The sequence below is a fragment of the Roseateles chitinivorans genome (genome assembly GCF_050632145.1).
Lineage (GTDB): Bacteria > Pseudomonadota > Gammaproteobacteria > Burkholderiales > Burkholderiaceae_C > Roseateles > Roseateles chitinivorans_B.
The window spans coordinates 6,074,121-6,096,325 of the sequence record NZ_CP192577.1; the positions used below are offsets into that span (position 1 = coordinate 6,074,121).

General features: G+C 68.6%; 18 protein-coding genes, 2 tRNA genes and 1 pseudogene. 6 read left to right on the top strand and 15 right to left on the bottom strand.

What is annotated here, in order from left to right; translation table 11 throughout:
* Positions 1-19: 19 nt before the first annotated feature.
* The 4 genes from ACQ86G_RS27850 to ACQ86G_RS27865 form a co-directional block, all read right to left on the bottom strand.
* Positions 20-1,933 (bottom strand): amidohydrolase, encoded by a 1,914-nt coding sequence (locus tag ACQ86G_RS27850; protein WP_431261512.1) that lies wholly within the window; start codon positions 1,931-1,933, stop codon positions 20-22.
* 235 nt (positions 1,934-2,168) lie between these two features.
* Positions 2,169-3,524, bottom strand: coding sequence for a hypothetical protein (locus tag ACQ86G_RS27855; protein WP_431261513.1), 1,356 nt, complete (start codon positions 3,522-3,524; stop codon positions 2,169-2,171).
* A 102-nt stretch (positions 3,525-3,626) separates the two neighbouring features.
* The gene (locus tag ACQ86G_RS27860) at positions 3,627-4,934 is read right to left on the bottom strand and encodes a PEP-CTERM sorting domain-containing protein (protein WP_431258299.1); all 1,308 of its coding nucleotides are present in this window, start codon (positions 4,932-4,934) and stop codon (positions 3,627-3,629) included.
* 81 nt (positions 4,935-5,015) lie between these two features.
* Complete coding sequence (locus ACQ86G_RS27865; protein WP_431258300.1) at positions 5,016-6,119, bottom strand: porin; 1,104 nt, start codon at positions 6,117-6,119, stop codon at positions 5,016-5,018.
* Between the two features lie 268 nt (positions 6,120-6,387).
* Here ACQ86G_RS27865 and ACQ86G_RS27870 point away from each other — a divergent pair, with 268 nt between their 5' ends.
* Positions 6,388-7,308, top strand: coding sequence for a LysR family transcriptional regulator (locus ACQ86G_RS27870; protein ID WP_431258301.1), 921 nt, complete (start codon positions 6,388-6,390; stop codon positions 7,306-7,308).
* Entirely contained in the window at positions 7,301-8,284 is a 984-nt protein-coding gene (locus tag ACQ86G_RS27875; protein ID WP_431258302.1) for a Bug family tripartite tricarboxylate transporter substrate binding protein, read from the top strand. The genes ACQ86G_RS27870 and ACQ86G_RS27875 overlap by 8 nt, the downstream gene beginning before the upstream one ends.
* A 109-nt stretch (positions 8,285-8,393) precedes the next feature.
* Here ACQ86G_RS27875 and ACQ86G_RS27880 read toward each other — a convergent pair whose 3' ends face one another.
* The gene (locus ACQ86G_RS27880; protein WP_431258303.1) at positions 8,394-9,500 is read right to left on the bottom strand and encodes an NAD(P)/FAD-dependent oxidoreductase; all 1,107 of its coding nucleotides are present in this window, start codon (positions 9,498-9,500) and stop codon (positions 8,394-8,396) included.
* A 28-nt stretch (positions 9,501-9,528) separates the two neighbouring features.
* The gene (locus ACQ86G_RS27885) at positions 9,529-10,377 is read right to left on the bottom strand and encodes a DUF4743 domain-containing protein (protein WP_431258304.1); all 849 of its coding nucleotides are present in this window, start codon (positions 10,375-10,377) and stop codon (positions 9,529-9,531) included.
* A 129-nt stretch (positions 10,378-10,506) separates the two neighbouring features.
* Between ACQ86G_RS27885 and ACQ86G_RS27890 the strand changes: the two genes are divergently transcribed.
* Complete coding sequence (locus tag ACQ86G_RS27890; protein WP_431258305.1) at positions 10,507-10,935, top strand: hypothetical protein; 429 nt, start codon at positions 10,507-10,509, stop codon at positions 10,933-10,935.
* Positions 10,936-10,989: 54 nt separating this feature from the next.
* Here the strand turns inward: ACQ86G_RS27890 and ACQ86G_RS27895 are convergent.
* The 6 genes from ACQ86G_RS27895 to ACQ86G_RS27920 all read right to left on the bottom strand — a co-directional run bounded on the left by ACQ86G_RS27895 (position 10,990) and on the right by ACQ86G_RS27920 (position 15,097).
* A tRNA-Val gene (locus ACQ86G_RS27895) sits at positions 10,990-11,064 on the bottom strand.
* Between the two features lie 63 nt (positions 11,065-11,127).
* Positions 11,128-11,202: transfer RNA gene (locus ACQ86G_RS27900), tRNA-Val, on the bottom strand.
* A 148-nt stretch (positions 11,203-11,350) separates the two neighbouring features.
* Positions 11,351-12,067, bottom strand: a complete 717-nt coding sequence (gene dnaQ, locus ACQ86G_RS27905; RefSeq protein WP_431258306.1) for a DNA polymerase III subunit epsilon — start codon at positions 12,065-12,067, stop codon at positions 11,351-11,353.
* A gap of 30 nt (positions 12,068-12,097) precedes the next feature.
* On the bottom strand, positions 12,098-12,928 hold the full coding sequence (lgt, locus tag ACQ86G_RS27910) for a prolipoprotein diacylglyceryl transferase (protein ID WP_431258307.1): 831 nt from the start codon (positions 12,926-12,928) through the stop codon (positions 12,098-12,100).
* Positions 12,929-12,998: 70 nt separating this feature from the next.
* A complete protein-coding gene (locus ACQ86G_RS27915) occupies positions 12,999-14,051 on the bottom strand; it encodes a tetratricopeptide repeat protein (protein ID WP_431258308.1) in 1,053 nt (350 codons plus the stop codon).
* 146 nt (positions 14,052-14,197) lie between these two features.
* The gene (locus ACQ86G_RS27920) at positions 14,198-15,097 is read right to left on the bottom strand and encodes a LysR family transcriptional regulator (protein ID WP_431258309.1); all 900 of its coding nucleotides are present in this window, start codon (positions 15,095-15,097) and stop codon (positions 14,198-14,200) included.
* Between the two features lie 103 nt (positions 15,098-15,200).
* On the opposite strand from ACQ86G_RS27920, the gene ilvD reads away from it, so the two are divergent.
* Entirely contained in the window at positions 15,201-16,934 is a 1,734-nt protein-coding gene (gene ilvD, locus ACQ86G_RS27925; protein ID WP_431258310.1) for a dihydroxy-acid dehydratase, read from the top strand.
* Between the two features lie 99 nt (positions 16,935-17,033).
* Here the strand turns inward: ilvD and ACQ86G_RS27930 are convergent, their stop codons facing one another.
* The gene (locus ACQ86G_RS27930) at positions 17,034-17,282 is read right to left on the bottom strand and encodes a TIGR04438 family Trp-rich protein (protein WP_431258311.1); all 249 of its coding nucleotides are present in this window, start codon (positions 17,280-17,282) and stop codon (positions 17,034-17,036) included.
* A gap of 190 nt (positions 17,283-17,472) precedes the next feature.
* Between ACQ86G_RS27930 and ACQ86G_RS27935 the strand changes: the two genes are divergently transcribed.
* The gene (locus ACQ86G_RS27935; protein WP_431258312.1) at positions 17,473-17,784 is read left to right on the top strand and encodes a c-type cytochrome; all 312 of its coding nucleotides are present in this window, start codon (positions 17,473-17,475) and stop codon (positions 17,782-17,784) included.
* Between the two features lie 177 nt (positions 17,785-17,961).
* Here ACQ86G_RS27935 and acs read toward each other — a convergent pair whose 3' ends face one another.
* The gene (gene acs / locus ACQ86G_RS27940; RefSeq protein WP_431261514.1) at positions 17,962-19,860 is read right to left on the bottom strand and encodes an acetate--CoA ligase; all 1,899 of its coding nucleotides are present in this window, start codon (positions 19,858-19,860) and stop codon (positions 17,962-17,964) included.
* A 310-nt stretch (positions 19,861-20,170) separates the two neighbouring features.
* Here acs and ACQ86G_RS27945 point away from each other — a divergent pair, with 310 nt between their 5' ends.
* A complete protein-coding gene (locus ACQ86G_RS27945) occupies positions 20,171-20,740 on the top strand; it encodes a TIGR00645 family protein (RefSeq protein WP_431261515.1) in 570 nt (189 codons plus the stop codon).
* Positions 20,741-20,834: 94 nt separating this feature from the next.
* On the opposite strand, the pseudogene nhaA reads toward ACQ86G_RS27945, so the two are convergent.
* Positions 20,835-22,012 (bottom strand): annotated as a pseudogene (nhaA, locus tag ACQ86G_RS27950) (Na+/H+ antiporter NhaA).
* Positions 22,013-22,205: the final 193 nt, after the last annotated feature.

Consider the following 22,205-nt stretch of genomic DNA (forward strand, 5'->3'; position numbering starts at 1 on the left):
CCCCGCCGGCGGGATCCGTTCACACGTAGCAGCTGCACCCCATCGCGCCCCAGAACGCCTGCGCCGACGTCGCATCGCGCGCCGCGCTGGCGACCGCCGTGTGATCGTGGCCGTGCACGCCACAACCGCTCGCGCAGGCGCACTGCGCGGCGTACTGGTAGCGGCGCTCGGCGTCGCTCAGCGATGAAGTCGCCGCCGGCCTGCGCGCCTGGTAGCCGCCATAGGTCCGCACCGGCGACCAGTCGGGCATCGCCGGCGGCAGCGCCGGCGCGAGCGATGCATACGCGCCGCTGCCGTGCACCGGCTTGCCCGCCACCACCGTCAGCACCGACGTGATGTCCTGGATCTGGTCCTCTGGCACGGTCAGGAAATCGCGGTCCAGCACCGCCAGGTCGCCGAACGCGCCCGGCTTCAGCACGCCCTTCTTCCCGGTCTCGCGCGAGAACCAGGCGCCGTCGGCCGTCATCAGCCGCAGCGCGGCCACGCGATCCAGCCGGCGCTCCTCCGGATACAGCAGCGTGCCGCCGATCGTGCGTCCCGACACCAGCCAGTACAGCGCCTGCCACGGGTTGTAGCTGTTGACCCGCGTCGCATCGGTGCCCAGCGAGACGGGGATGCCCATCTCCAGCATGCGCTTGACCGGCGGCGTCTCGGCCGTCGCCTTCAGCCCGTAGCGGCGGATGAAGTACTCGCCCTGCATCGACATCCGGTTCTGCACCGCGATGCCGCCGCCCAGCCGCTTGATGCGCTCGAGGTTCTGCGGGGTCACCGTCTCGCAGTGGTCGAAGAACCAGCCGAGCTTGTCGATCGGATGGTCGCGATGGACCTTCTCGAACACGTCCAGGCTGCGCGACACCGTCTCGTTGTAGGTCGCGTGCATGCGCCACGGCCAGCCGTTGCCGGCGAGGAAACGCACCACGCCTTCGAGGTCGTTCTCCATCGCCGCCGGCATCTCCGGGCGCGGCTGGAGGAAGTCCTCGAAGTCCGCCGCGCTGAAGGCCAGCATCTCGCCGGCGCCGTTGAGCTTGTAGAAGTCGCTGCCGTCGCCGGGCCGGCCCATCTTCGCCCAGCGCTGGAAGTCCGCCAGTTCCTGCTTCGCCTTCTGCGGGAACAGGTTGTAGGCGATGCGCACCGTGAGCCGGTTCTCCTTGGCGAGCTTGTCGATGATCGCGTAGTCGTCGGGGTAGTTCTGGAAGCCGCCGCCCGCGTCGCCGACCGATGTCACGCCGAGCCGGTTCTCCTCGCGCATGAAGTGCAGCGTCGAGTTGAGCTGCTGCTCGGGATCGAGCTTGGGACCGAGGTTCAGCGTGTTGTAGAGGATGAAGGCGTTGGGCTCGGCCAGCAGCAGGCCGGTGGGTTCGCCGCGCGCGTCGCGCTCGATGATGGCGCCGACGGGCTGCGGCGTGTCCTTCGTGTAGCCGACGGCGCGCAGCGCCGCACGGTTCAAGAAAGCCTGGTTGTAGAGGTTGAGCACGAACACCGGCGTGTCAGGCGCGGCGGCGTTGAGCTCCGCGATCGTCGGCATGCGCTTCTCGTCGAACTGGAATTCGTTCCAGCCGCCGACCACCCGTACCCACTGCGGCGCGGGTGTACGCGCGGCCTGGTCCTTGAGCATCTGCAGCGCCGCGCCCAGCGAACGCACGCCGTCCCAGCGCAGCTCCATGTTGAAGTTGAGCCCGCCGCGGATGATGTGCATGTGGGAGTCGGTCAGCCCCGGGATCACGCGACGCTTCTCGACGTCGACGACCCGCGTCTTCGCGCCGGCGAGCTTCGCGATTTCCGCGTCCGTGCCGACAGCCATCACGACGCCATCGCGCAGCGCGATCGCGGTGGCCTCGGGTCTGGCCGGATCCATTGTCGTGATGCGGCCGTTGCGCAGGATCAGGTCGGGCGCGCCGCCCTGCCCCGTCTGCGCGAGCACCGGCCCCGCCATCACGCTGATCCCGAGCGCGGCGGCCGCCTCCATGAAGTCACGGCGGTTGCCCTGCGGCACGTCTTCGCGGCCGGTGCGGATCAGGTCGGTGAACATGGCGGGCTCCTGTCGATTCGGACCGGCCGATTCTTCGCCTGATCAAGGCGTTTCGCTTCTCCCAAAATGGGGACACCGGCGCAAGGCCGGTGTCGTCGACGCCGCGTGAGCGACTGCTCAAGGTCGCTTCAAGGCCACTTCAAGGCCGATCGCGCTTCGGCACCCGCGTGTCGATCGCCTTGACCTGGTACTTGGGTTCGAAGCGGCAGGTCTGACCCAGCGTCTCCTTGGCCTTCTCGCAGCCGGCGGCGACGGACTCCGGCGTCGGCTTCTTGCCCTGCGTGGCCCAGCTCGTCAGCGCCTCCATCAGCGCCGCGTAGGTCGGGTCGCTGAGGTAGCTGTGGTCCTTGTCGCCGGTGAAGGTCTGCACCAGCGCGTCGCCGCGTCCGGCCGCGGCCATCGTGCGACCGAAGCTCTCCTGCAGCTCGACCATCGCCGTCGGGTCGTGGATCGCGTGCACCGTCAGCACCGGCACCGGGATCCTGCCGCCCAGGTCGGCGTCGGCGGACAAGGTCGCCACCGCCTTCGCGTCGGCCTTGTAGCGCAGCACGCCGGCGTTCAATGCCGCGTCGTCGCTGGAACCGGCATACACCGCGCCGACGTTGCCGAAGGGACTCGCGCCGCCGGTGCGCTTCTGCGCGATGTCCTGGAAGTGCCACGTCGCCCAGTTCAGATGCGACTGGATGCTCCGCTCCGGGATGTGGATCACGTCGACGATCGTCTTGATCTTCGCCGTCTGCGCCGCTGAACGCTCCGCCGCCGGCTTGTTCAGGCCCAGGCAGTCGTCGACACGCTTGGCGAGGTCCGCCTGCTTCAGCGGCGAGTCCGCCGGCAGCCCGATGTTGAGCGGGTACTGCGGCTCGCTCGGCAGCGGATGGTTGTGGCAGAGGTACTGGTAGACGACGCGCAGGTCCAGCCGGAAGTCGTAGCTCCGCGTCCCGCCGCCCAGCACGCCCGAGGTCAGCAGCACCGCGTCATAGGGCTTGCCGTCGGCGAACAGCTCCGCGCCCTTCGCCGCCACGCTGGCGCCCCAGGACTGGCCGTGCAGGTAGACGTGCCTGGGCTTGGCGACCTTGTCGATGAACAGGCGCCGCAGGCGCTCGTTGTCCTCGGCCGCGGCGCTCACCGCGACCCCGCCCTGGCGGTAGCTCGACGACGCGAAGGCGTAGCCCAGGCGCGGCATGATGGTCCAGCGCTCGACGTCCTCGGTCACCCGCTTCATCGTGGGCGCGCCGAGGAACGGTCCGCCGTGCGCGTGCACGACCAGGTCGCCGTTCCATTGCCTGGGCATCACGATCATGTAGATCGCGCCGGCGCTGTCCGTGCCCGACAGGCAGTTCGCGCCCTCGCCGACACCCGACGGACAGGCCGTCGGGGTCGGCGCGGCTTCCCGCGCCATGTCGAAGCCCGGACCCGCCGGCTTCTTCGCCACGGCGACGGGCGCGCAGCCCGTCAGGCCAAGAACGCCCAGCGCCAACGCGGCTGCGGCCGCCATCGTCGCCGTCCGTGCGGTCGGTGTCCACGCGCCGCCACCGGCCCCTTGTGTCATCAGCATCCTCATCTCCCTAAAGGAATCACGCCCGGACCGCGGTGGCGGTCATGCAGGCACTGCGGGCATCGTGCCCCCTGCCGGCAGTCGCTCCTGGCGACCGCGGCGCATCATCCACAACAGGCCCAGACCCAGGCCCGCCAGCGCGAGCGTCTCCGGCTCCGGCACCGCCGCGGCGAAACCGAGCTGGTCGCTCGCCACGCGCTGCAGCAGCAGCGCCTGGGCCGCGCTGATGCCGAGGTCGCGCGCGGCGATCTCGTTCAGGCCCAGCACCGCCGGATCCAGCCCGGTGATCGTGCCGAACAGCGTCAGCGCGCTCAGGTAGGACCCGTACTTGCTTGCATGGGTGCCGTCGTCGAACCACAGGTCGAGCAGCCCGTCCGTGATCGCCGTCGAGGCATACATGTCGGGCGTCGCGACGCCCGCCGCGATCGCGCGCATGAAGGCCTCGCCCACCGGCGCGACGCCGGCGATGCCGCCCGAGCCGTCCGCGCCCGCCATCAACGCGGCACCGGCATAGGCCTGCTTCAGGTCGTCGGTCATCGCCTGCAGCGACGGATAGAACGACGGTGCGGGTTGCCCCGTCGGCGTCACCGCGCCGGTGTCCTCGTCGGTGACCGTCGTGCTGGGCGCGTTGACCAGGTTGGGCCGCGCCCAGGTCTGGTACAGGTAGACGTCGGCGTTCGCGTTGGCGTTGGCATTCGCCGGCACGTTGCGCAGCAGCGAGCAGGTGCCCGTCGACGCGCCGGTGATCTCGGCGCACCTCGCGTTCGTGCCGCCGATCAGGTCGCGCTCGCGGTAGCTCAGCGCGTTGCCCTGGTGGATCCAGTTCTCGATCAGGTTGGTGTACGTGTTGAAGTAGGCCGGGTTGGATGCCAGACCCGGCTGCTTGGTCAGCGGCTCGTCGCTCTGCTCCTGCAGCACCACCTTGTCCCAGGCCTGCGAGCCGATGTTGCCGCGCAGGTCCCACCCGGCGTTGTTGGTGTTGAGGAACTGCCCACGCAGCGAAGCCGCGTTGCGCGCCGAGATCGAGACGTCGTAGTCCAGCCCGACCTGCACGGTGAACTGCTTGAAGATGCCGGCGACGCCGCCCCACGGATGGGGCTCGAAGCTGTTGGCGCCGCTCGGGTTGCTCGCGTACATCGCCGCCGTCAGGTCGTGGACGTTGGCGGCGTTGTAGCTCATCACCGGATCGATGCGTCCGAAGGTGTAGCTGTTGCCGACGAAGAGGATCTTCGTCGCCTCCGCATGCGCGGCGAGCGGCGCCGCGGCGCCCAGCGCCGCGAGCGTGAGCAGGACCGCGCCGGCCAGGCGCGGGGTCCGTCGTGAAGTGCCGGAGAACATGGTGGTCGACATGGTCGTGCTCCTTCGTTGCTGCTGGTTGAAGCCGAGGTGAGGCCCCTGTCCGACAGGGGTCGGACAGGGGTCAGGCGAGGCTCAGAAGTTGTGGCGCACGCCGGCCTCGAAGCCGCCGCTGTCGCCGCCGGGCTGCGTCGTCGCCAGGCCGACGTTGAAGCGCACGCCGCGGGCCTTGTTGTCCACCTTCGCGAGGTTGGTGTACAGCGCCGTCCGCTTGGACAGGTCGTGCACGTAGCCGATCGCGATGTGCGTGGCGTCGCTGGCCACGTTCTTCGCCTTCAGCCAGGTGTAGGCGAAGCGCAGCTCGCCCTGCGGCCAGACCTGCCACTGCGTGCCCAGCATGGTGGCCGTCGTGCTGGTGATGCCGACCTCGTTGCGACCCCACAGCGCCATCAGCTTGGCCGGGCCCCACTGGTAGGACATGCCCACGTTGCTCTGCGTGTAGTCGCCGGTCGCGTAGCGCGTCTTGGAGATCGCGGCCGAGCCGTTGAAGGTCTCGTTGCGCCAGCCGATGCGCACGCCGGTCAGCTGGCCGTCCTTGCGGGTCGGGCCTGCGCCCTGCTCGCCCAGCGCCAGCATCGCGTGGCCGTAGAAACCGTTGATGCCCGAGGGCGTGAAGTAGCCGATCGAATTGGACGCCCGCACGTTGGTGCGCGCCGTCGTGCCGTTGGCGGGGACCGGGTAGTACATGATCCCGGAGTTGCCGACGCCGTTCGTGCCGAACGGATGCATCGACGTGGTCAGGTTGCCGAAGGACGGCACGTAGTCGCGGCCCAGGCGCAGCTCGCCCCAGTCGGCCGACGAGATCTGCACCGTCGCGCGGCGCCCCCAGGTCAGGCCGCCGCTGACCGAGTCCTTGTTGTTGGTGCTGGTCGCGCCGCTGGTGCCGTCGTCGACGGCCACCGCCGACTCCAGCCAGAAGCCGACCTTCAGCCCGCCGCCCAGGTCCTCCGTGCCGCGCACGCCGAAGCGGCTCGACGTGTTGCCGTCGCTGTTGACGAAGGTGCGCGTGTCGCTGCCGCTGGCCTTCAGCGCCTGCACGCCGATGTCCAGCAGGCCGAACACCTGCACGCTGCTGCCGCTCTGCGCGTGCGCCGCGCCGGCTGCTCCCACCGCGGCGGCGGCCAGGACCAAAGCCTTGCGCGCATGCCCCGCGTTCCTCGAATGTCGTTTCGTGTTCATCAACGTTGTCTCCGTCTGGTTGTCGTCGTGTCCTCGTTCGGGACCGCTCGTCGTACTGCTCACCCGACCGCAGTGGGACCGTTCTCGGACGGTTCTTGGATCGCCTGCTTGAATCGTTTCTTCGGTATCCGGGCCGGACCTTAGTGACCGCCCTCCATAGCGTCAAATACACTGATCCGCAGAGTCCGAGACGTTTTGAATATGGGACGTACGTAGCTTCCGCAGAGGAAAGCCGCGGCGAGCCCGAGGACCAGGAGACAACGCAGACATGGACCTCCGACATCTGCGCTATTTCGTGACGGTCGCGGAGACCGGCCACATGACGCGCGCCGCGGCGCTGCTCGGCATGCAGCAGCCGCCGCTGAGCCAGCAGATCAAGACGCTGGAGCAGGAGCTGGGCATCGCCCTGCTGCATCGCCATCCGAAGGGCGTGAGCCTGACCGACGGCGGCCGCCAGTTCCTGGACGAGGCGCGTCGACTGCTGCGCGATTACAACGACATGCGCGACCGCATGGACCGGCTGGCCGGCGGCCAGCACGGGCTGCTGGCGATCGGGTTCACGAGTTCGGCGGCGGCGCACGCGTTCACGCCGGCGGTGTTGCGCGCCTGCCGCGGCGAGCATCCGGGCATCGCGCTGACGATGACCGAGAACCACGCCGCCGGGCTGATCGAGGCGGTCGTGAAGTCGCGGCTGCATTGCGGCTTCCTGCGCGTGCCGGTGGCGCAGCCCGAGGGCGTCAGCTTCGAGACGCTGCTCACCGAGCCCGCGCTGCTGGCGCTGCCGCTGGACCACCGGCTCGCGACGGTGCCGCGCGCCGGGTCCACGCCGGTGCCGCTGGCGGAGCTGGAGGACGAGGACCTGATCCTCGTGCGCCGCCCCGGCGCGCCGGGCCTCTACGCCAACCTGCTGTCGCTGTGCGAGCGCGACGGTGTCAAGCCTCGCAGCTTCGTCGAGGTCGACCGGATGATGATGAACCTGAACCTGGTCGCGGCCGGCGCCGGCATCACGGTGGTGCCCGCGTCGATGCGCGGCGTGCATGCGCACTCGATCGTGTTCCGGCCGCTGGAGAAACACGCGCGGCTGGAGGCGCCGCTGACGATCGCCTACCGCTCGCACGATCAGGAGGGTCCGACGGCGACCTTCCTGGCGCTGGCCCGGCGCATCGCGATGGAGCACCGCGATGCGTAGGCGTGCACTGCTGCATGCCGTCGCGTGCGCGGCGGTGCCAGGTCTTGCGCCGCTGGCGCAGGCTCAGACAGGCAACACGCCCATCGCGAACGATGCCTGGCCTGCGCGACCGATCCACCTGATCGTCGCCTACCCGCCCGGCGGCGTCAGCGACGAGACCGCGCGTGCCCTTGCCCAGTACATGAGCACGCGGCTCAAGGTGGCGGTGATCGTGGAGAACCGGGCCGGTGCCGGAGGGCTGACCGCGCTGGAGTCACTCTCCCGCGCCGCGCCCGACGGCCACACGCTGGCCTACTGCGCGATCTCGCCGCTGGTGTTCATCCCCCCATCGACCGCCTCGGCGGCCGTGCCGACGCCCGACGTGGCGCCGGTCGTCAGCATCATGGACACGCCGGTGCTCGTGCTCGCGCACCCGACGTTCAAGCCGAAGGACTTCGCCGCGATGATCGCCGCCGCGCGGCGCGCGCCGGGACGGCTGCGCTGGGCGACGTCGGGCCACGCGACCGTCGGCCACATGGTGCTGGCGCAGGTGCGCGCCGTGGCGCGCGTCGACATCATCCATGTGCCCTACAAGGGCGGCGGCCAGCAGTTGACCGATGCGATCGGCGGGCAGTTCGAACTGCTGTCCTCGAACGTCGCGTCGCAGCAGCTCCAGTTCGTGCGGCAGGGCAAGCTGAAGGCGCTGGCGATCGGCTCGCCGGTGCGACTGCCGGTGCTGCCCGAGGTACCGACGCTGGCCGAGCTCGGATTCCCCGACGCGAACCTGGTCTCGACCTTCGGCCTCTTCGCGCCGCGCGGCGTGCCCGAAGACCGCCTGCGTCTGATCAACGCGGTGATCAACGAAGCGCTGCGGCTGCCCGAGATCCGCTCGAAGATCCTCGACGTCAGCAACCTGCCGACGGGCGGATCAGCGGCGGACTTCGCCGCTCGCATCGCGAAGGAACGGGACAGAGCGCTGCGCGTGCCGGCGGATTGAGCCGGGGCCCATTCCACCTGCCGACTCCCAGCGCTTGGCCGCCAATGCACGAGGCCCGGACGGCAAGCGTCCAAACCTCGTGCATTGCCGTCCCCGAGCAACCGCGAACTCACTCGAGACCGCAGCGTGCGGCGACCTCTTCGGCAATCGCCAGCGCGCTCGTGAGACCGGGCGACTCGATCCCCATCAGGTTCACCAGACCTGGCACGCCGTGCTCGGCGGGACCGTCGATGCGGAAGTCCGGCGCGGGCTCGTGCGGCCCATGGATCTTCGGCCGCACCCCGCTGTACGCCGGCTGCAGCGCGCCGTCGGGCAACGCAGGCCAATAACGGCGGACGTCGTCGTAGAAGACGTCGGCCCGCGTGGGATCGACGGCGTAGTCGATGTCTTCGGGACGCGCAACATCGAGCCACTGGGCATCGGGTCCGAAGCGGGCCTGGCCGCCGAGGTCCAGCGTCAGATGCACGCCCAGCCACGCGTCCTGCGGCATCGGGTACACCAGCCGCGAGAACGGCGCCCGCCCCTGCAGTGCGAAGTAGCAGCCCTTGCTGAAGCGGGCGGCAGGCGGCGTCGGGAGACCCTCGATCGCGGCGGCGACCCTTGGCGCATGCAGCCCGGTCGCGTTGACGACGATGCGAGCGCCGAGTGTCATGTCGTCGGTGTGGACCACATGCCCGGCGCCGTCGCGACGAACCGCGGTCACCGCTGCGCCGAAGGCGACCGCGCCGCCGTGGCGCTCCAGATCGCCCTGCAGCGAGAGCATCAGCCCATGGCTGTCGACGATGCCGGTCGACGGCGAGAGCAGCGCGGCCTCGCACTGCAGTTGGGGTTCCAGCGCGAGGGCTTCCTCGCGGGTGAGCCAACGCAGATCGTCGACGCCGTTGGCGGCGGCCTTCGCCTGCAGCGCGGCCAGTCCCGGCAGTTGCTCCGCCGACGTTGCGACAACCAGCTTGCCGCAACGCCGGTGCGGGACGCCGTGCGATTCGCAATGCGCGTAGAGCAATTGCTTGCCGCGCACGCACAGCCGCGCCTTCAACGATCCCGCCGGGTAGTAGAGCCCGGCATGGATGACCTCGCTGTTGCGCGAGCTCACGCCGGTCCCGATGGCGAGCTCGCGTTCGAGCACCAGCGTTTCCAGCCCGCGCATCGCCAGCGCCCGGCCGACCGCGAGGCCGACGACGCCGGCCCCGATCACCACCGCATCGACTTGATCCATGCCGGCGATTGTGCCGAGGCTGCCGCGCTCAGGCGCGCAGATCGGCGAGTGCGTGCGGATGCTGGAGACCGAAGGCACTGACCGCGGCGGCGTCGTGGCTGAACTCGCCGGCCGCGAGCCGTTGCGCGAGCGTCTCCAGGTCCAGTGTCAGGAACTCGCTGACCTCGCCGTCGCCATTGCAAGGCGTGAAGCCGGCGGGCAACTGAAGGCTGAAGACGTGAAGCACCTCGTCATGCAGGCCTTCGGGTTCCATGCGCGTGCTGCGCAAGGCGCCTCGCGACTGCACCGCGGCGCTGATCGTCATCGGGACGCCGGCCTCCTCGAGCAATTCGCGACGCGCGCAGTCGACGAGACTTTCATCGGCGGTCAGACCGCCGGCGGCGAGGTTGTCGAGCTTGCCCGGGTCGGTCGCCTTCGACAGCGCGCGCCGCCCGCACACGAGCCGCGCCCCCGGCAGGAAGCCGTTGATGTGCACCGCGCGGCTCATCAGGCCGAAGAAGCGGAAGGCGGCGCGCTCCAGGCGGAACAGCACCTCGCCGCGCTCGGTGCAGGGATCCTCGACCGGTCGCTCGCATGCGTAGCGCTCGCCGCGCCAGCCGGTGATGGCACCGCGCGCCTTCAGCGCGAGCGCGACCTCGCCGATGCGCCGTGAACGAGCCTCGACATCGAGCGCCTCGGCATCCCAGCACAACGCGCCATCAAGGCGCTCAAGTTCAGGCCAGAGCTCGCCGAGCAAGACCTGGCGCATCGGATGCACCCGGCCGATCGTGACGTCGCCCAATCGCAGCGGAACGAGTCCGGCCGGCACCGGCTGACTCGACAGTTGCAGACAGCGCGGAACGACGGCGACGAGCGAGGGCGGCAGTAGCGAAGGCATGCGCTGATTCTCTCCGCGCCGCCCCCAGAAATGACTGAAATGTGCGAGAGACGAGACCCCGTGATCGCAGGATGATCATTGCCCACCCCACCCAAGAACTCGCAGTACACAACGCGAAGGAGCCGCTCAATGAAGCTCGCATTGCACAAGGCATTCCGTCAGGTCGGTGCGTCGCAGCAGGACGCCGACGACGCCGCCGAATCGATCGACAGCGCCATGGAGAAACGCATGAACGACAAGCAATCCCATCTCGCCAAGAACTCCGACATGTATACGGTCAGGACGGAAATGGCGGAGTTGAAGTCCCAGATCGCCGGCGTCCGCAGCGAGGTCGGCATGGTGCGCGCGGAACTGCGGCAGGAGATTGCCCTCGTGCGTGGTGAGATCGTCACCGTCCGAGCGGAGTTGAAGCAGGACATCGCCAGCGTTCGCGGCGACATCGCTAGCGTGCGAGGCGAGATGGCTCACATGCGATCCGAGCTGATCCGTTGGATCGTTGGAGGACAGATCGCAACGATTTTCGCGATGGTGGGTCTCATCAAGTTCGTTCATCCGTGAGCCGCCACGCCACCAAAGAAAAAACCCCGCCAACTTGCGTTGACGGGGTTGATCTGGTGGGCGGTGCAGGGTTCGAACCTGCGACCCCTGCCGTGTGAAGGCAGTGCTCTACCGCTGAGCTAACCGCCCGGTATCTGGACCGGGTTTTCTCTGAACTTCCAACAAGAATCCAAAGCGACTCTGAAGAGACTTTGGTGGGCGGTGCAGGGTTCGAACCTGCGACCCCTGCCGTGTGAAGGCAGTGCTCTACCGCTGAGCTAACCGCCCGGTCTTGTCGTCCGCCACCGCTGCCAAGCTCACTGCTTCGCTGCCGTTTTGGATGTCCGGGAAAGTCGAAGATTATGCCATGAGAATTTGAGTCGTTTCAAGAACTGTTTGACGATCGTCTCTCAGACCCACCGCTGGGTGCGATCGCTCAAGCGGCCACTGGCACCTGCCAGATGCGCTTGCCGCCGCTGGCCTTGTCGAGGTCCACCAGCGCCTTGTCGTGCAGCACCAGTTCCTCCGCCGTCGCCGCGATCACCGGCAGGTCGAACGCGCTGAAGTCGATGGCCACGACCTCCAGCTGACCGCCCTCGCCCGACGACGACGCGCTGTCGTCGATGACCAGCGAGTCCTGACCCCGCGTCAGGCGGATGAAGACCTCCGCCAGCAGCTCCGCATCCTTCACCGCGCCGTGCAGGCCGCGGTTGCTGTTGTCGACCTCCAGCCGGCGGCACAGCGCGTCCAGCGAGTTCGCCTTGCCCGGGAACATGTCCCGCGCCATCAGCAGCGTGTCGCGCACGCTCTCCACGCACTCGTGCAGCGGCGCCTTGCCGCAACGCTTGAGTTCGGCGTTGATGAAGCCGACGTCGAAGGCCGCGTTGTGCGCGATCAGCTCCGCGTCGCGGATGAACTCGAGGAACTCGTCGACGATCTGCGCGAACTTGGGCTTGTCCGACAGGAACTCGATGCTCAGGCCGTGGACGCGGAACGCCTCCTCGGGCATGTCGCGCTCGGGGTTCAGGTAGAAGTGCAGATGGCGGCCCGTCAGCTGACGGTTCACCATCTCCACGCAGCCGATGTCGACGACGCGGTCGCCCGATTCAGGATTCAGGCCGGTGGTTTCGGTATCGAAGAAGATCTGACGCATGTCGGGTCTCGAAGGAGGATCGCGCGCCGCTCAGCGGGTCGCCGGCGATGCCTGCAGACGTGCCGCGCGCCGGTAGGCCCACAGCATCATGAGAATGCCGATGACGATCATCGGCGCGCTCAGCCACTGGCCCTGGCTCAGGTGCAGCGGCTGCTTGTCGAGGGTGAGGAAGCTGTCGGGCTCGCGGAAGTACTCGACGACGAAACGCGCCACGCCGTAGCCGACCAGGAACAGCCCCGACACCGCCGCCATCGGCCGCGGCTTGCGCGCGAACAGCCACAGCACGATGAACAGCAGCACGCCCTCGCCGAGGAACTGGTAGAGCTGCGAGGGATGGCGCGGCACCGCGTCGTTGGCCTGCGGGAACACCATCGCCCAGGGCAGGCCGGGATCGGCCGCACGGCCCCACAGCTCGCCGTTGATGAAGTTGCCCAGACGCCCCGCGGCCAGGCCCGTGGGCACGCACGGCGCGACGATGTCGCCGACTTCAAGGAAATTGAAGCCGCGCCGCCAGGCGAAGAAGGCCAGCGCGACGATCACGCCCAGCAGCCCGCCGTGGAAGGACATGCCGCCCTGCCACACCGCCAGGATCTCGCCCGGATGGCTCAGGTAGTAGGCCGGCTTGTAGAAAAACACGTAGCCCAGACGGCCGCCCAGCACCACGCCGAGCACGCCGTAGAACAGCAGGTCGTCGATGTCGCGGCGGGTCCAGCCGCGCGCCGCGTTCCACGGCTTGCGCACCATGCGGTTGCCCAGCCACAGGAACAGGCCGAAGGCCGTCAGGTACATCAGCCCGTACCAATGGATCGGCCACCCGAAGATGTTGATGGCGACAGGGTCGAACTGGGGATGAACCAACATGAAGGAGCTTTACCGCGTCGAGAAGGCGCGAATCATAAATGGCACGGGAGCAGCGCCCGCGAGGCCGGCGTCAGGGCGCGCCAAGCGCGGCCAGCTGCTTGCGGCAGTCCTCGATGTCGCCGTTGCTGCCGCGGCGGTTGTCGATACAGCGCTGCAACGCGGCACGCGCGCCCGCCTTGTCGCCCTTGCCCGCCAGCGCGCTGCCCAGGCGCCGGTCCAGGCCGAGTTGCTCGGCGCCCGTCATGCCACGGGCGCGCTCGAAGGCGGCCACCGCCTTGTCGTACTGGCCCAGCGCGTCATACGCGCGGCCCAGCCCGTAGGCGCCCATCGCCTGGTTGGGCTGGCTCTTGAGCAGTTCCTCGAACCACGGCACCGCCCGCTCCTTCTGCTCGCTGAAGAACAGGTTGCGACCGTAGTCGCTCCACAGCACGCGTTGCTCCAGCAAGAGCTCGGGCCGCTGCGTGCGCACCGCGCGCAAGGCCTTCTCCATGGCCGGCCAATCCTTCTTGGCGGCCGCTATCCGGGCACGCATCAGGCTCGTTTGCGCCGGGTCCTTCACGTCCTGCTCCAGCGCGCGCGCCTTCGACTCCCCGCCCCCGATGAAGCTGGGCAGCGCCAGGTAGTACTGCTGCAGCGCGCTGCGCGGCTCGGGCGCGTCGGGCAGCAGCGTCATCGCGCGCTGCGCCAGGTCGCTGACGCGGCCCAGCGAGCCCAGCGCCTTGAACTTGCTGCCGCCGCGCGCCTGCATCACCAGCGCCAGCGCCAGCGCGTAGTGGCAGGCGCCCTCGTTCGGCGTGCGCTGCACGCATTGCTCCAGCCGCTGGATGTTCTGCTTCAGCACCGCGCCGTCGACCAGGTCCAGTTGCGCCAGCGCCAGCGCGGCGACCGCCTGCGGGTCGTCCGGGTCGGCCTTCACGCGCTGCGCGGCGAGTTTCTCCAGATCGTCCGCGCGGCCGGCGTCGAGCAGCGCCTGCAGCTCGGCGTCCTTGAGCACCGCGGCATGGGCCGGCGTCGCGAAGGCCACGCTCATGACCATCGAGAACCCGGTGATGACGCAGATCGCACCGATCAGGCGTCGCCAGGTGCCGCGGCGGCGGTCGTCGTTGTTGCGGGGTGCTGTCACGGGAAGCGTCCTTTCATCGGCGCATGGTCGCAGAAGTCCGCCGGGCCTGCATGCCCCGGGCATGCCGGATACGGAACTTCACCTTCGTGTTCTCCACCGGCAACCTGCAGGCCGGACCTGCCCCTTCGAGGCCGATCCGCGCGGGGTCACGCCTTGACTGTCACCTGCCCGCGGACGTGGTCGACGAAACGATGCACGACCGGCGACGCGTCCCGGCGCCAGATCAGGCTGGTGTCGCAGGCCGGCACGCGGGCCGACGGCCACGGCCGGTAGCGCACGCCGGGCCGCTGCAGCGCGCAGACCGACTGCGGCACCCAGGCCACGCCCATGCCCGCCGACACGAGATTGACGATGGTCTGCATCTGGATGGCCTCCTGCGCGATGTGCGGCGTGGCGCCGTGTGCGCGGTAGAAGCCCAGCAAGGCGTCGAAGAGCGAGGGCGCGATCTCGCGCGGGAACACGACCAGCGGCTCGCGCAGCACGTCCTCTAGGGACGGGCTGCGGCCCTTCGCCAGGGCCCAGTCCTCCGCATGCGCCAGCACCAGCGGCTCGGTCGACACCGTCAGGCACTCGAAGCCGGCCGGCTCGGCACCGGGCGCGTGGATGGCGAAACCGGCGTCGAGCTCGCCCGTCTCGAAGCCGCGCAGCTGGACATCGAGCGTCGCCTCGCGCAGCGCGAGCTGAACGTCCGGCAGCGCCTCGCGGAACAGCCGCAGCCAGCGCGGCATGTCGCCGTAGCCGACGGTCGACACGAAGCCCAGGCTCAGCCGCCCGGCCTCGCCGCTGGCCGCCGCGCGCACGCGGGCGGGCACCTGGTCCGCCTGCTCGACCAGACGCGTCGACGCCTCGACCAGCGCCAACCCCGCCGCCGTCAGCGCGACGGTCCGCCGGCCGCGTTCCAGCAGTTGGACGCCCAGCAGCGCCTCCAGCTTCTGCACGGCCAGACTGAGCGGCGGCTGCGTCATGTGCAGCCGCTCGGCGGCGCGGCCGAAATGCAGTTCCTCGGCCAGCACCAGGAACTGGCGCAAGGGACGGAGCTCGATCATCGATACATCACATGAATCAAAACGCCGTCAACTATATATTGGACCCGCAAGAAGGCCAGACGCATACTCAGCCGCTCCAAGCCTCGCTCGCCAGGACGACACCATGACCGACGCCAAGAACAACGCCTCCAGCAGCGCATCGACTGCGCCTCACGACGACGCGCCCAACCGCCGTTCGAAGAACATCACCGAGGGTGTCGCGCGCGCGCCCAACCGCTCGATGTACTACGGCATGGGCTACGAGGAGGGCGACTTCGGCAAGCCGATGATCGGCGTGGCCAACGGCCACTCGACGATCACGCCCTGCAACTCCGGCCTGCAGAAGCTGGCCGACGCCGCCGTCATCGGCCTGAAGGCCGCCGGCGCCAACGCGCAGCTCTTCGGCACGCCGACGATCTCCGACGGCATGGCCATGGGCACCGAGGGCATGAAGTACTCGCTGGTCTCGCGCGAGGTCATCTCCGACTGCGTCGAGACCTGCGTCGGCGGCCAGTGGCTGGACGGCGTGATGGTGATCGGCGGCTGCGACAAGAACATGCCCGGCGGCATGATGGGCATGCTGCGCGCCAACGTGCCGGCGATCTACATCTACGGCGGCACCATCAAGCCCGGCCACTACAAGGGCCAGGACCTGAACATCGTCAGCGTCTTCGAGGCGGTCGGCCAGTTCAGCGCCGGCAAGATGAGCGAAGAGGACTTCTGCCAGATCGAGAAGCGCGCCATCCCCGGCAGCGGCTCCTGCGGCGGCATGTACACCGCCAACACGATGAGCTCGGCCTTCGAGGCGCTGGGCATGTCGCTGCCCTACTCGTCGAGCATGTCCAACGTCGAGGACGAGGTCGTCGAGAACACCAAGCGCGCCGCGGACTACCTGGTCGCCGCCGTCAAGGCCGACCTGAAGCCGCGCGACATCGTGACCAAGAAAGCGATCGAGAACGCCGTCGCGGTCATCATGGCCACCGGCGGCTCGACCAACGCGGTGCTGCACTTCCTGGCGATCGCGCATGCGGCCGAGGTGGACTGGACCATCGACGATTTCGAGCGCATGCGCACGAAGATCCCGGTGCTGTGCGACCTCAAGCCCAGCGGCCGCTTCCTGGCCGTGGACCTGCACAAGGCCGGCGGCATCCCCGCCGTCATGAAGCAGCTGCTGAAGGCCGGCCTGCTGCACGGCGACTGCATCACGATCACCGGCAAGACCGTCGCCGAGAACCTGGCCGACGTGCCGGACCTGTCGCCCGACCAGGAAGTCATCCGTGCCGTGGCCGATCCGATCTACGCGCAGGGCCACCTGGCCATCCTCAAGGGCAACCTGTCGCCCGAGGGCTGCGTCGCCAAGATCACCGGTCTCAAGAACCCGGTCATCACCGGTCCGGCGCGCGTCTTCGACGACGAGCAGTCGGCGCTCGCGGCCATCATGGCCAACCAGATCAAGGCCGGCGACGTGATGGTGCTGCGTTACCTCGGTCCCAAGGGCGGCCCGGGCATGCCGGAGATGCTGGCGCCCACCGGCGCGCTGATCGGCCAGGGCCTGGGCGAAAGCGTCGGCCTGATCACCGACGGCCGCTTCTCGGGCGGGACCTGGGGCATGGTCGTCGGCCACGTGGCGCCGGAGGCCTATGCGGGCGGCACGATCGCGCTGGTGCACGAGGGTGACTCCATCACCATCGACGCGGTGCGGCTGCTGCTGCAGCTCAACGTCGACGACGCGGAACTCGCGCGCCGCAAGGCGGCCTGGAAGCAGCCCGCACCGCGCTACACGCGCGGCGTGCTGGCGAAGTTCGCGAAGAATGCGTCGAGCGCCAGCTCGGGCGCGGTGCTCGACAAGTTCGAGTGATGCGCTGGCGCCGGCCCATCCGGCGCCGCATCACGGCAGCTGACAGCAGATGCGACAGCGGGGCCTTCGGGCCCCGCTGTCGCATCGCACGTCGAGTGATCAGCGCTTCTTGCGTGTCTTGTCGCCCATGCCGATGGCGTCGAGCTGCCGCTGACGGCGGACTTCCTTCTTCGCGTCCATCTTGTCCATCTCCCGCTTCTTGGTGTAGCCCGTCTTGTCGGCGAATTCCCACCACACGACGGCCACCGGGAAGGGCGACAGCACCCACCACCAGCTCAGCGTTTCAAACGGGCCGACATCGCCCAGCTTGAGAAGAATCAACAAGACACCGATCACCATCAACCACATCGTCGTTCTCCTCGTGCGCGCCCCCGGGCGCCGCATCCCCCACCACTACAATCGCGCGAGCCCGGAGATTTCCCCAGCCACTCGTCGACCCGCGTCGCGACCCTTGATGTCACGGCGGCGATTGTGGCGCCGAATCTGCAGATCCGATTGTGACGCGGATGGGAAGCCCGGCGACACCTGAAAGGATGCCATGAGAAACGCCTTGTTCATCGCCACGGCCCTCGCCGCCCTGCTGAGCGCCCCCAGCGCCTTCGCCAGCCCGGAACTGGCGCAGAAGAAGAACTGCATGGCCTGCCATGCGATCGACAAGAAGCTGGTCGGCCCCGCCTACAAGGACGTCGCGGCCAAGTACGCCGGCGACAAGGACGCGGTGAAGAAGCTGTCCGAGAAGATCATCAAGGGCGGCTCCGGCGTCTGGGGTCCGGTGCCGATGCCGGCCAACACGCAGGTCAACCCGGCGGAGGCCGAACAGCTCGCCAAGTGGATCCTGACGACGAAGTGACCATGGACCGGGCATCGCGCGATGCCCACCAATGAGCAGGCCCCTCTCGGGGCCTGTTTTCATGGGACTTCCCGGCAGGCGGGAAGCCTCCGGGAAAGCGCCCCGCGCAGGCGGGGCTCCTCGCCGCCGGGCCAGCCTGCTCGGTTGGCCTCTCAGCAAGCCTCTCAGCAGACCCTCTCAATAGGCCTGTCCGAGCTGCTCCAGGATGGCCGGGTTCTCCAGCGTGGAGGTGTCCTGCGTGACGCTCTCCCCCTTGGCGACCGAGCGCAGCAGGCGGCGCATGATCTTGCCGCTGCGGGTCTTCGGCAGGTTGTCGCCGAAGCGGATGTCCTTGGGCTTGGCGATCGGACCGATCTCCTTGGCCACCCAGTCGCGCAGCTGCTTGGCGATGGCCTTGGCCTCGTCGCCGCTCGGGCGTGCGCGCTTGAGCACGACGAAGGCGCAGATCGCCTCGCCGGTGGTGTCGTCCGGGCGGCCGACGACCGCCGCCTCGGCCACCAGCTCGGTGCAGCTGACGAGCGCGGACTCGATCTCCATCGTGCCCATGCGGTGGCCCGACACGTTCAGCACGTCGTCGATGCGGCCGGTGATCGTGAAGTAGCCGTTGTCGGCGTCGCGGATCGCGCCGTCGCCGGCCAGGTAGTAGCCCTTGAGCTCCGGCGGGTAGTAGCTCTTCTTGAAGCGCTCCGGATCGCCGTAGATCGTGCGGATCATCGACGGCCACGGCTTCTTGACGACGAGGATCCCGCCCTGCCCGTTGGGGACGTCGTTGCCGGTCTCGTCGACGATGGCCGCGGTGATGCCGGGGAACGGCAGCGTGCAGGAGCCCGGCACCAGCGGCGTCGCGCCCGGCAGCGGCGTGATCATGTGGCCGCCGGTCTCCGTCTGCCAGAAGGTGTCGACGATGGGGCAGCGGCCGCCGCCCACGTGCTGGTGGTACCACTCCCACGCGGCCGGGTTGATCGGCTCGCCGACCGAGCCCAGGATGCGCAGCGAGTTCAGGTCGTAGCGCTTCGGATGCACGGCCTCGTTCGCCTCGGCCGCCTTGATCAGCGAGCGGATCGCCGTCGGCGCCGTGTAGAAGATGGTGACCTTGTGCTTCTCGATCATCTGCCAGAAGCGGCCGGCGTCCGGGAAGGTCGGGATGCCTTCGAAGACGACCTCGGTGCCGCCCAGCGCCAGCGGACCGTAGGTGATGTAGGTGTGGCCGGTCACCCAGCCGATGTCGGCGGTGCACCAGAAGATGTCGGAGTCCTTCAGGTCGAAGGTCCACTTCGTGGTCAGCGCGGCGTGCAGCAGGTAGCCGCCGGTGCTGTGCTGGACGCCCTTGGGCTTGCCGGTCGATCCCGAGGTGTAGAGCAGGAACAGCGGGTGCTCGGCCTCGACCCATTCCGGCTCGCAGCTCGAGGCCAGCCCGGCGACGGCGTCGTGCAGCCATTCGTCGCGGCCGGCGACCCAGGCGATGTTGCCGCCGGTGCGCTTGTAGACGATGACGTGCTTGATCGTGGGACAGCTGTTGTCGGCGAGCGCCTCGTCGACGATGGACTTCAGCGGCAGCGACTTGCCGCCGCGCGCCTGTTCATCGGCCGTCAGCACCATCACGGCGCCGGCATCCTGGACCCGGTCTCTCAGCGATTGCGCCGAGAAACCGCCGAACACCACCGAGTGCGTCGCGCCGATGCGCGCGCAGGCCTGCATCGCGACCACGCCCTCGACCGACATCGGCATGTAGATGACGACGCGGTCGCCCTTCTTCACGCCGCGCGCCTTCAGCGCGTTGGCCAGCTGCGCGGTCTTGGCGAGCAGCTCGGCGTAGGTGACGCGGGTCGTGGTGCCGTCGTCGGCCTCGAAGATGATCGCGACGCGGTCGCCGCGGCCGGCCTCGACATGGCGGTCCAGGCAGTTGTAGGACACGTTGAGCTTGCCGTCCTCGAACCACTTGAAGAACGGTGCGTCCGATTCGTTCAGCACCTTGGTGAACGGCTGCTTCCAGCTGAGCAGTTCGCGCGCCAGGCGCGCCCAGTAGCCTTCGTAGTCGGTCTCCGCTTCCTTGCACAGCGCCTCGTAGGCAGCCAGGCCGGACACGTGCGCGCCCTGGACGGCGGATGCGGGGGGTTGTAGATCTTGTCACTCATGGCCTATGTCTCCGTACAGGCAGGGATCTTCGAACGCGGGTTCAGACTCGGCCGAACTCTCCGCTTTCACACTGACGATCTGCTTACTCTTGTAGAAGAGCGGTCGGAACCCCAGTGTGAGCTTCCCGTGAAGCACGCGGCATGCTCTCACTAAAATCGCGGGGTTTGGCGGTTCCCGCCAGTTACGACTTGAAGGACTTACCCCGATGACCGACCGCCCGACGCCCACGGCCGACACCGCACGCCAGCGCATGCATCCGCTCGCGCACCTGATGTTCGGGAGCCGCTGGCTGCAGTTGCCGCTGTACCTCGGCCTCATCCTGGCGCAGGCGGTCTACGTCTTCCAGTTCTGGACCGAACTCGTGCACCTGGTCGAGGCCGCGTTCGGCAACCAGGAGGCCTTGAAGCTGCTGGTCAGCAGCGTCGGTTACGAGCCCGGGGTCACGGTCACCAAGCTCAACGAGACCATCATCATGCTGGCCGTGCTGGCGCTGATCGACGTGGTCATGATCTCCAACCTGCTGATCATGGTGATCATCGGCGGCTACGAGACCTTCGTGTCGCGGCTGCATCTCGAAGGCCATCCCGACCAGCCCGAATGGCTGGACCACGTCAACGCCTCGGTGCTGAAGGTCAAGCTCGCGACGGCCATCATCGGCATCTCGTCGATCCACCTGCTCAAGACCTTCATCAACGTCGAGAACCTCCAGGAGAAGACGCTGATCTGGCAGACCGCCATCCACCTGGCCTTCCTGCTGTCGGCGCTGGCGATCGCGTACACGGACAAGCTGCTGTCGCACGGTCCGAGCGAGAAGCACTGAGTCTCGGAGCGGGCCGGGGTACGGCCCGGCGCCGGCACCGTTGCAAGCGACAAAGCGGCCCGCGGGCCGCTTTGTCGTTGCTGGATCCGAGGGCTCAGCCGCGCTTGCGCAGCAGGATCAGCGTCCCGGCGATGCCCGACAGGATGGACCCGCCGAGCACGCCGAGTTTCAAGCGGGTTTCCCAGTCCGGCCCGTGTCCCTCGAACGCGAGGCCGCCGATGAACAGGCTCATCGTGAAGCCGATGCCGCACAGCACGCAGACACCGAAGAACTGGACCCAGTCGGCGCCGCCGGGCTTGTGCGCCAGACCGAAGCGGATCATCAGCCACGAACTGCCGAACACCCCGATCGCCTTGCCCAGCAGCAGGCCCAGCGCGATGCCCAGCGACACGGGATGGAGCAGGTCGCCGGCGTTGAGGCCGAGCAGCGACACGCCCGCGTTGGAGAACGCGAACATGGGCAGGATCAGGAACGCCACCCAGGGATGGAGGCCGTGCTCCAGGTCCTCGGCCGGCGAGTGGCCCTTCCCGTCGCCGGACGGAATGAAGAGCGCGGTGGCGACGCCCGCCAGCGTCGCATGCACGCCGGACTTGAGCACGCAGGTCCACAAGACGAGGCCGACGACGATGTAGAGGTCGGCGCGCGTCACCTTGGCGCGGTTGAGCCCGAACAGGACCAGCAGGCAGACGCCGGCGGCGGCGAGCATCGCCAGCGACAGCTGGCTCGTGTAGAACAGCGCGATGACGACGATGGCGCCGAGGTCGTCGATGATCGCGACCGCCGTCAGGAACACCTTCAGCGAGGCCGGCACGCGGCGGCCCAGCAGCATCACGATGCCGATGGCGAAGGCGATGTCGGTCGCCGCGGGGATCGCCCAGCCTTTCAGCGCGACCGGGTCGGCGTGGTTGATGGCGGCATAGATCAGCGCCGGCGCCGCCATGCCCCCCAGTGCCGCGACCATCGGCAGCACGGCCTGGGAACGTTCCGACAGCTCGCCGCTGACGAACTCGCGCTTGATCTCCAGGCCGACCAGGAAGAAGAAGACGGCCATCCACAGGTCGTTGACCCAGACCAGCAACGGCTTGGCCAGCACCAGCCAGTCGCCGCCGATGCGGACCTCGCCCTCGATGCGGGTGAAGGCGGCGTAGACCTCGCGCCAGGGGAGTTGGACAGGATCAGCGCGGCGACCGCGGCGATGGCGAGCACGATGCCGCCGGCCGATTCGCTGGCGAAGAAGCGTTTGAGTCCTGGTGTCAAGAAAGGTTCCTCCAAAAGGCGGCCCGCGGGGTCGGCGGTTCCGGCGGTACGGCGGAGCGGGCGCGTCGCATCGATGCGCCGAGGCATCGACGGCGCATCCGGACGGCCGCATCGTGAAGACCCGATCATCGCCGGTGCGCGGCCCGCCCGACCTTGAATCGGCTCCGCGTTCCACCCGAGGCGGGCGGAGCGCGGACATCGATAGCAT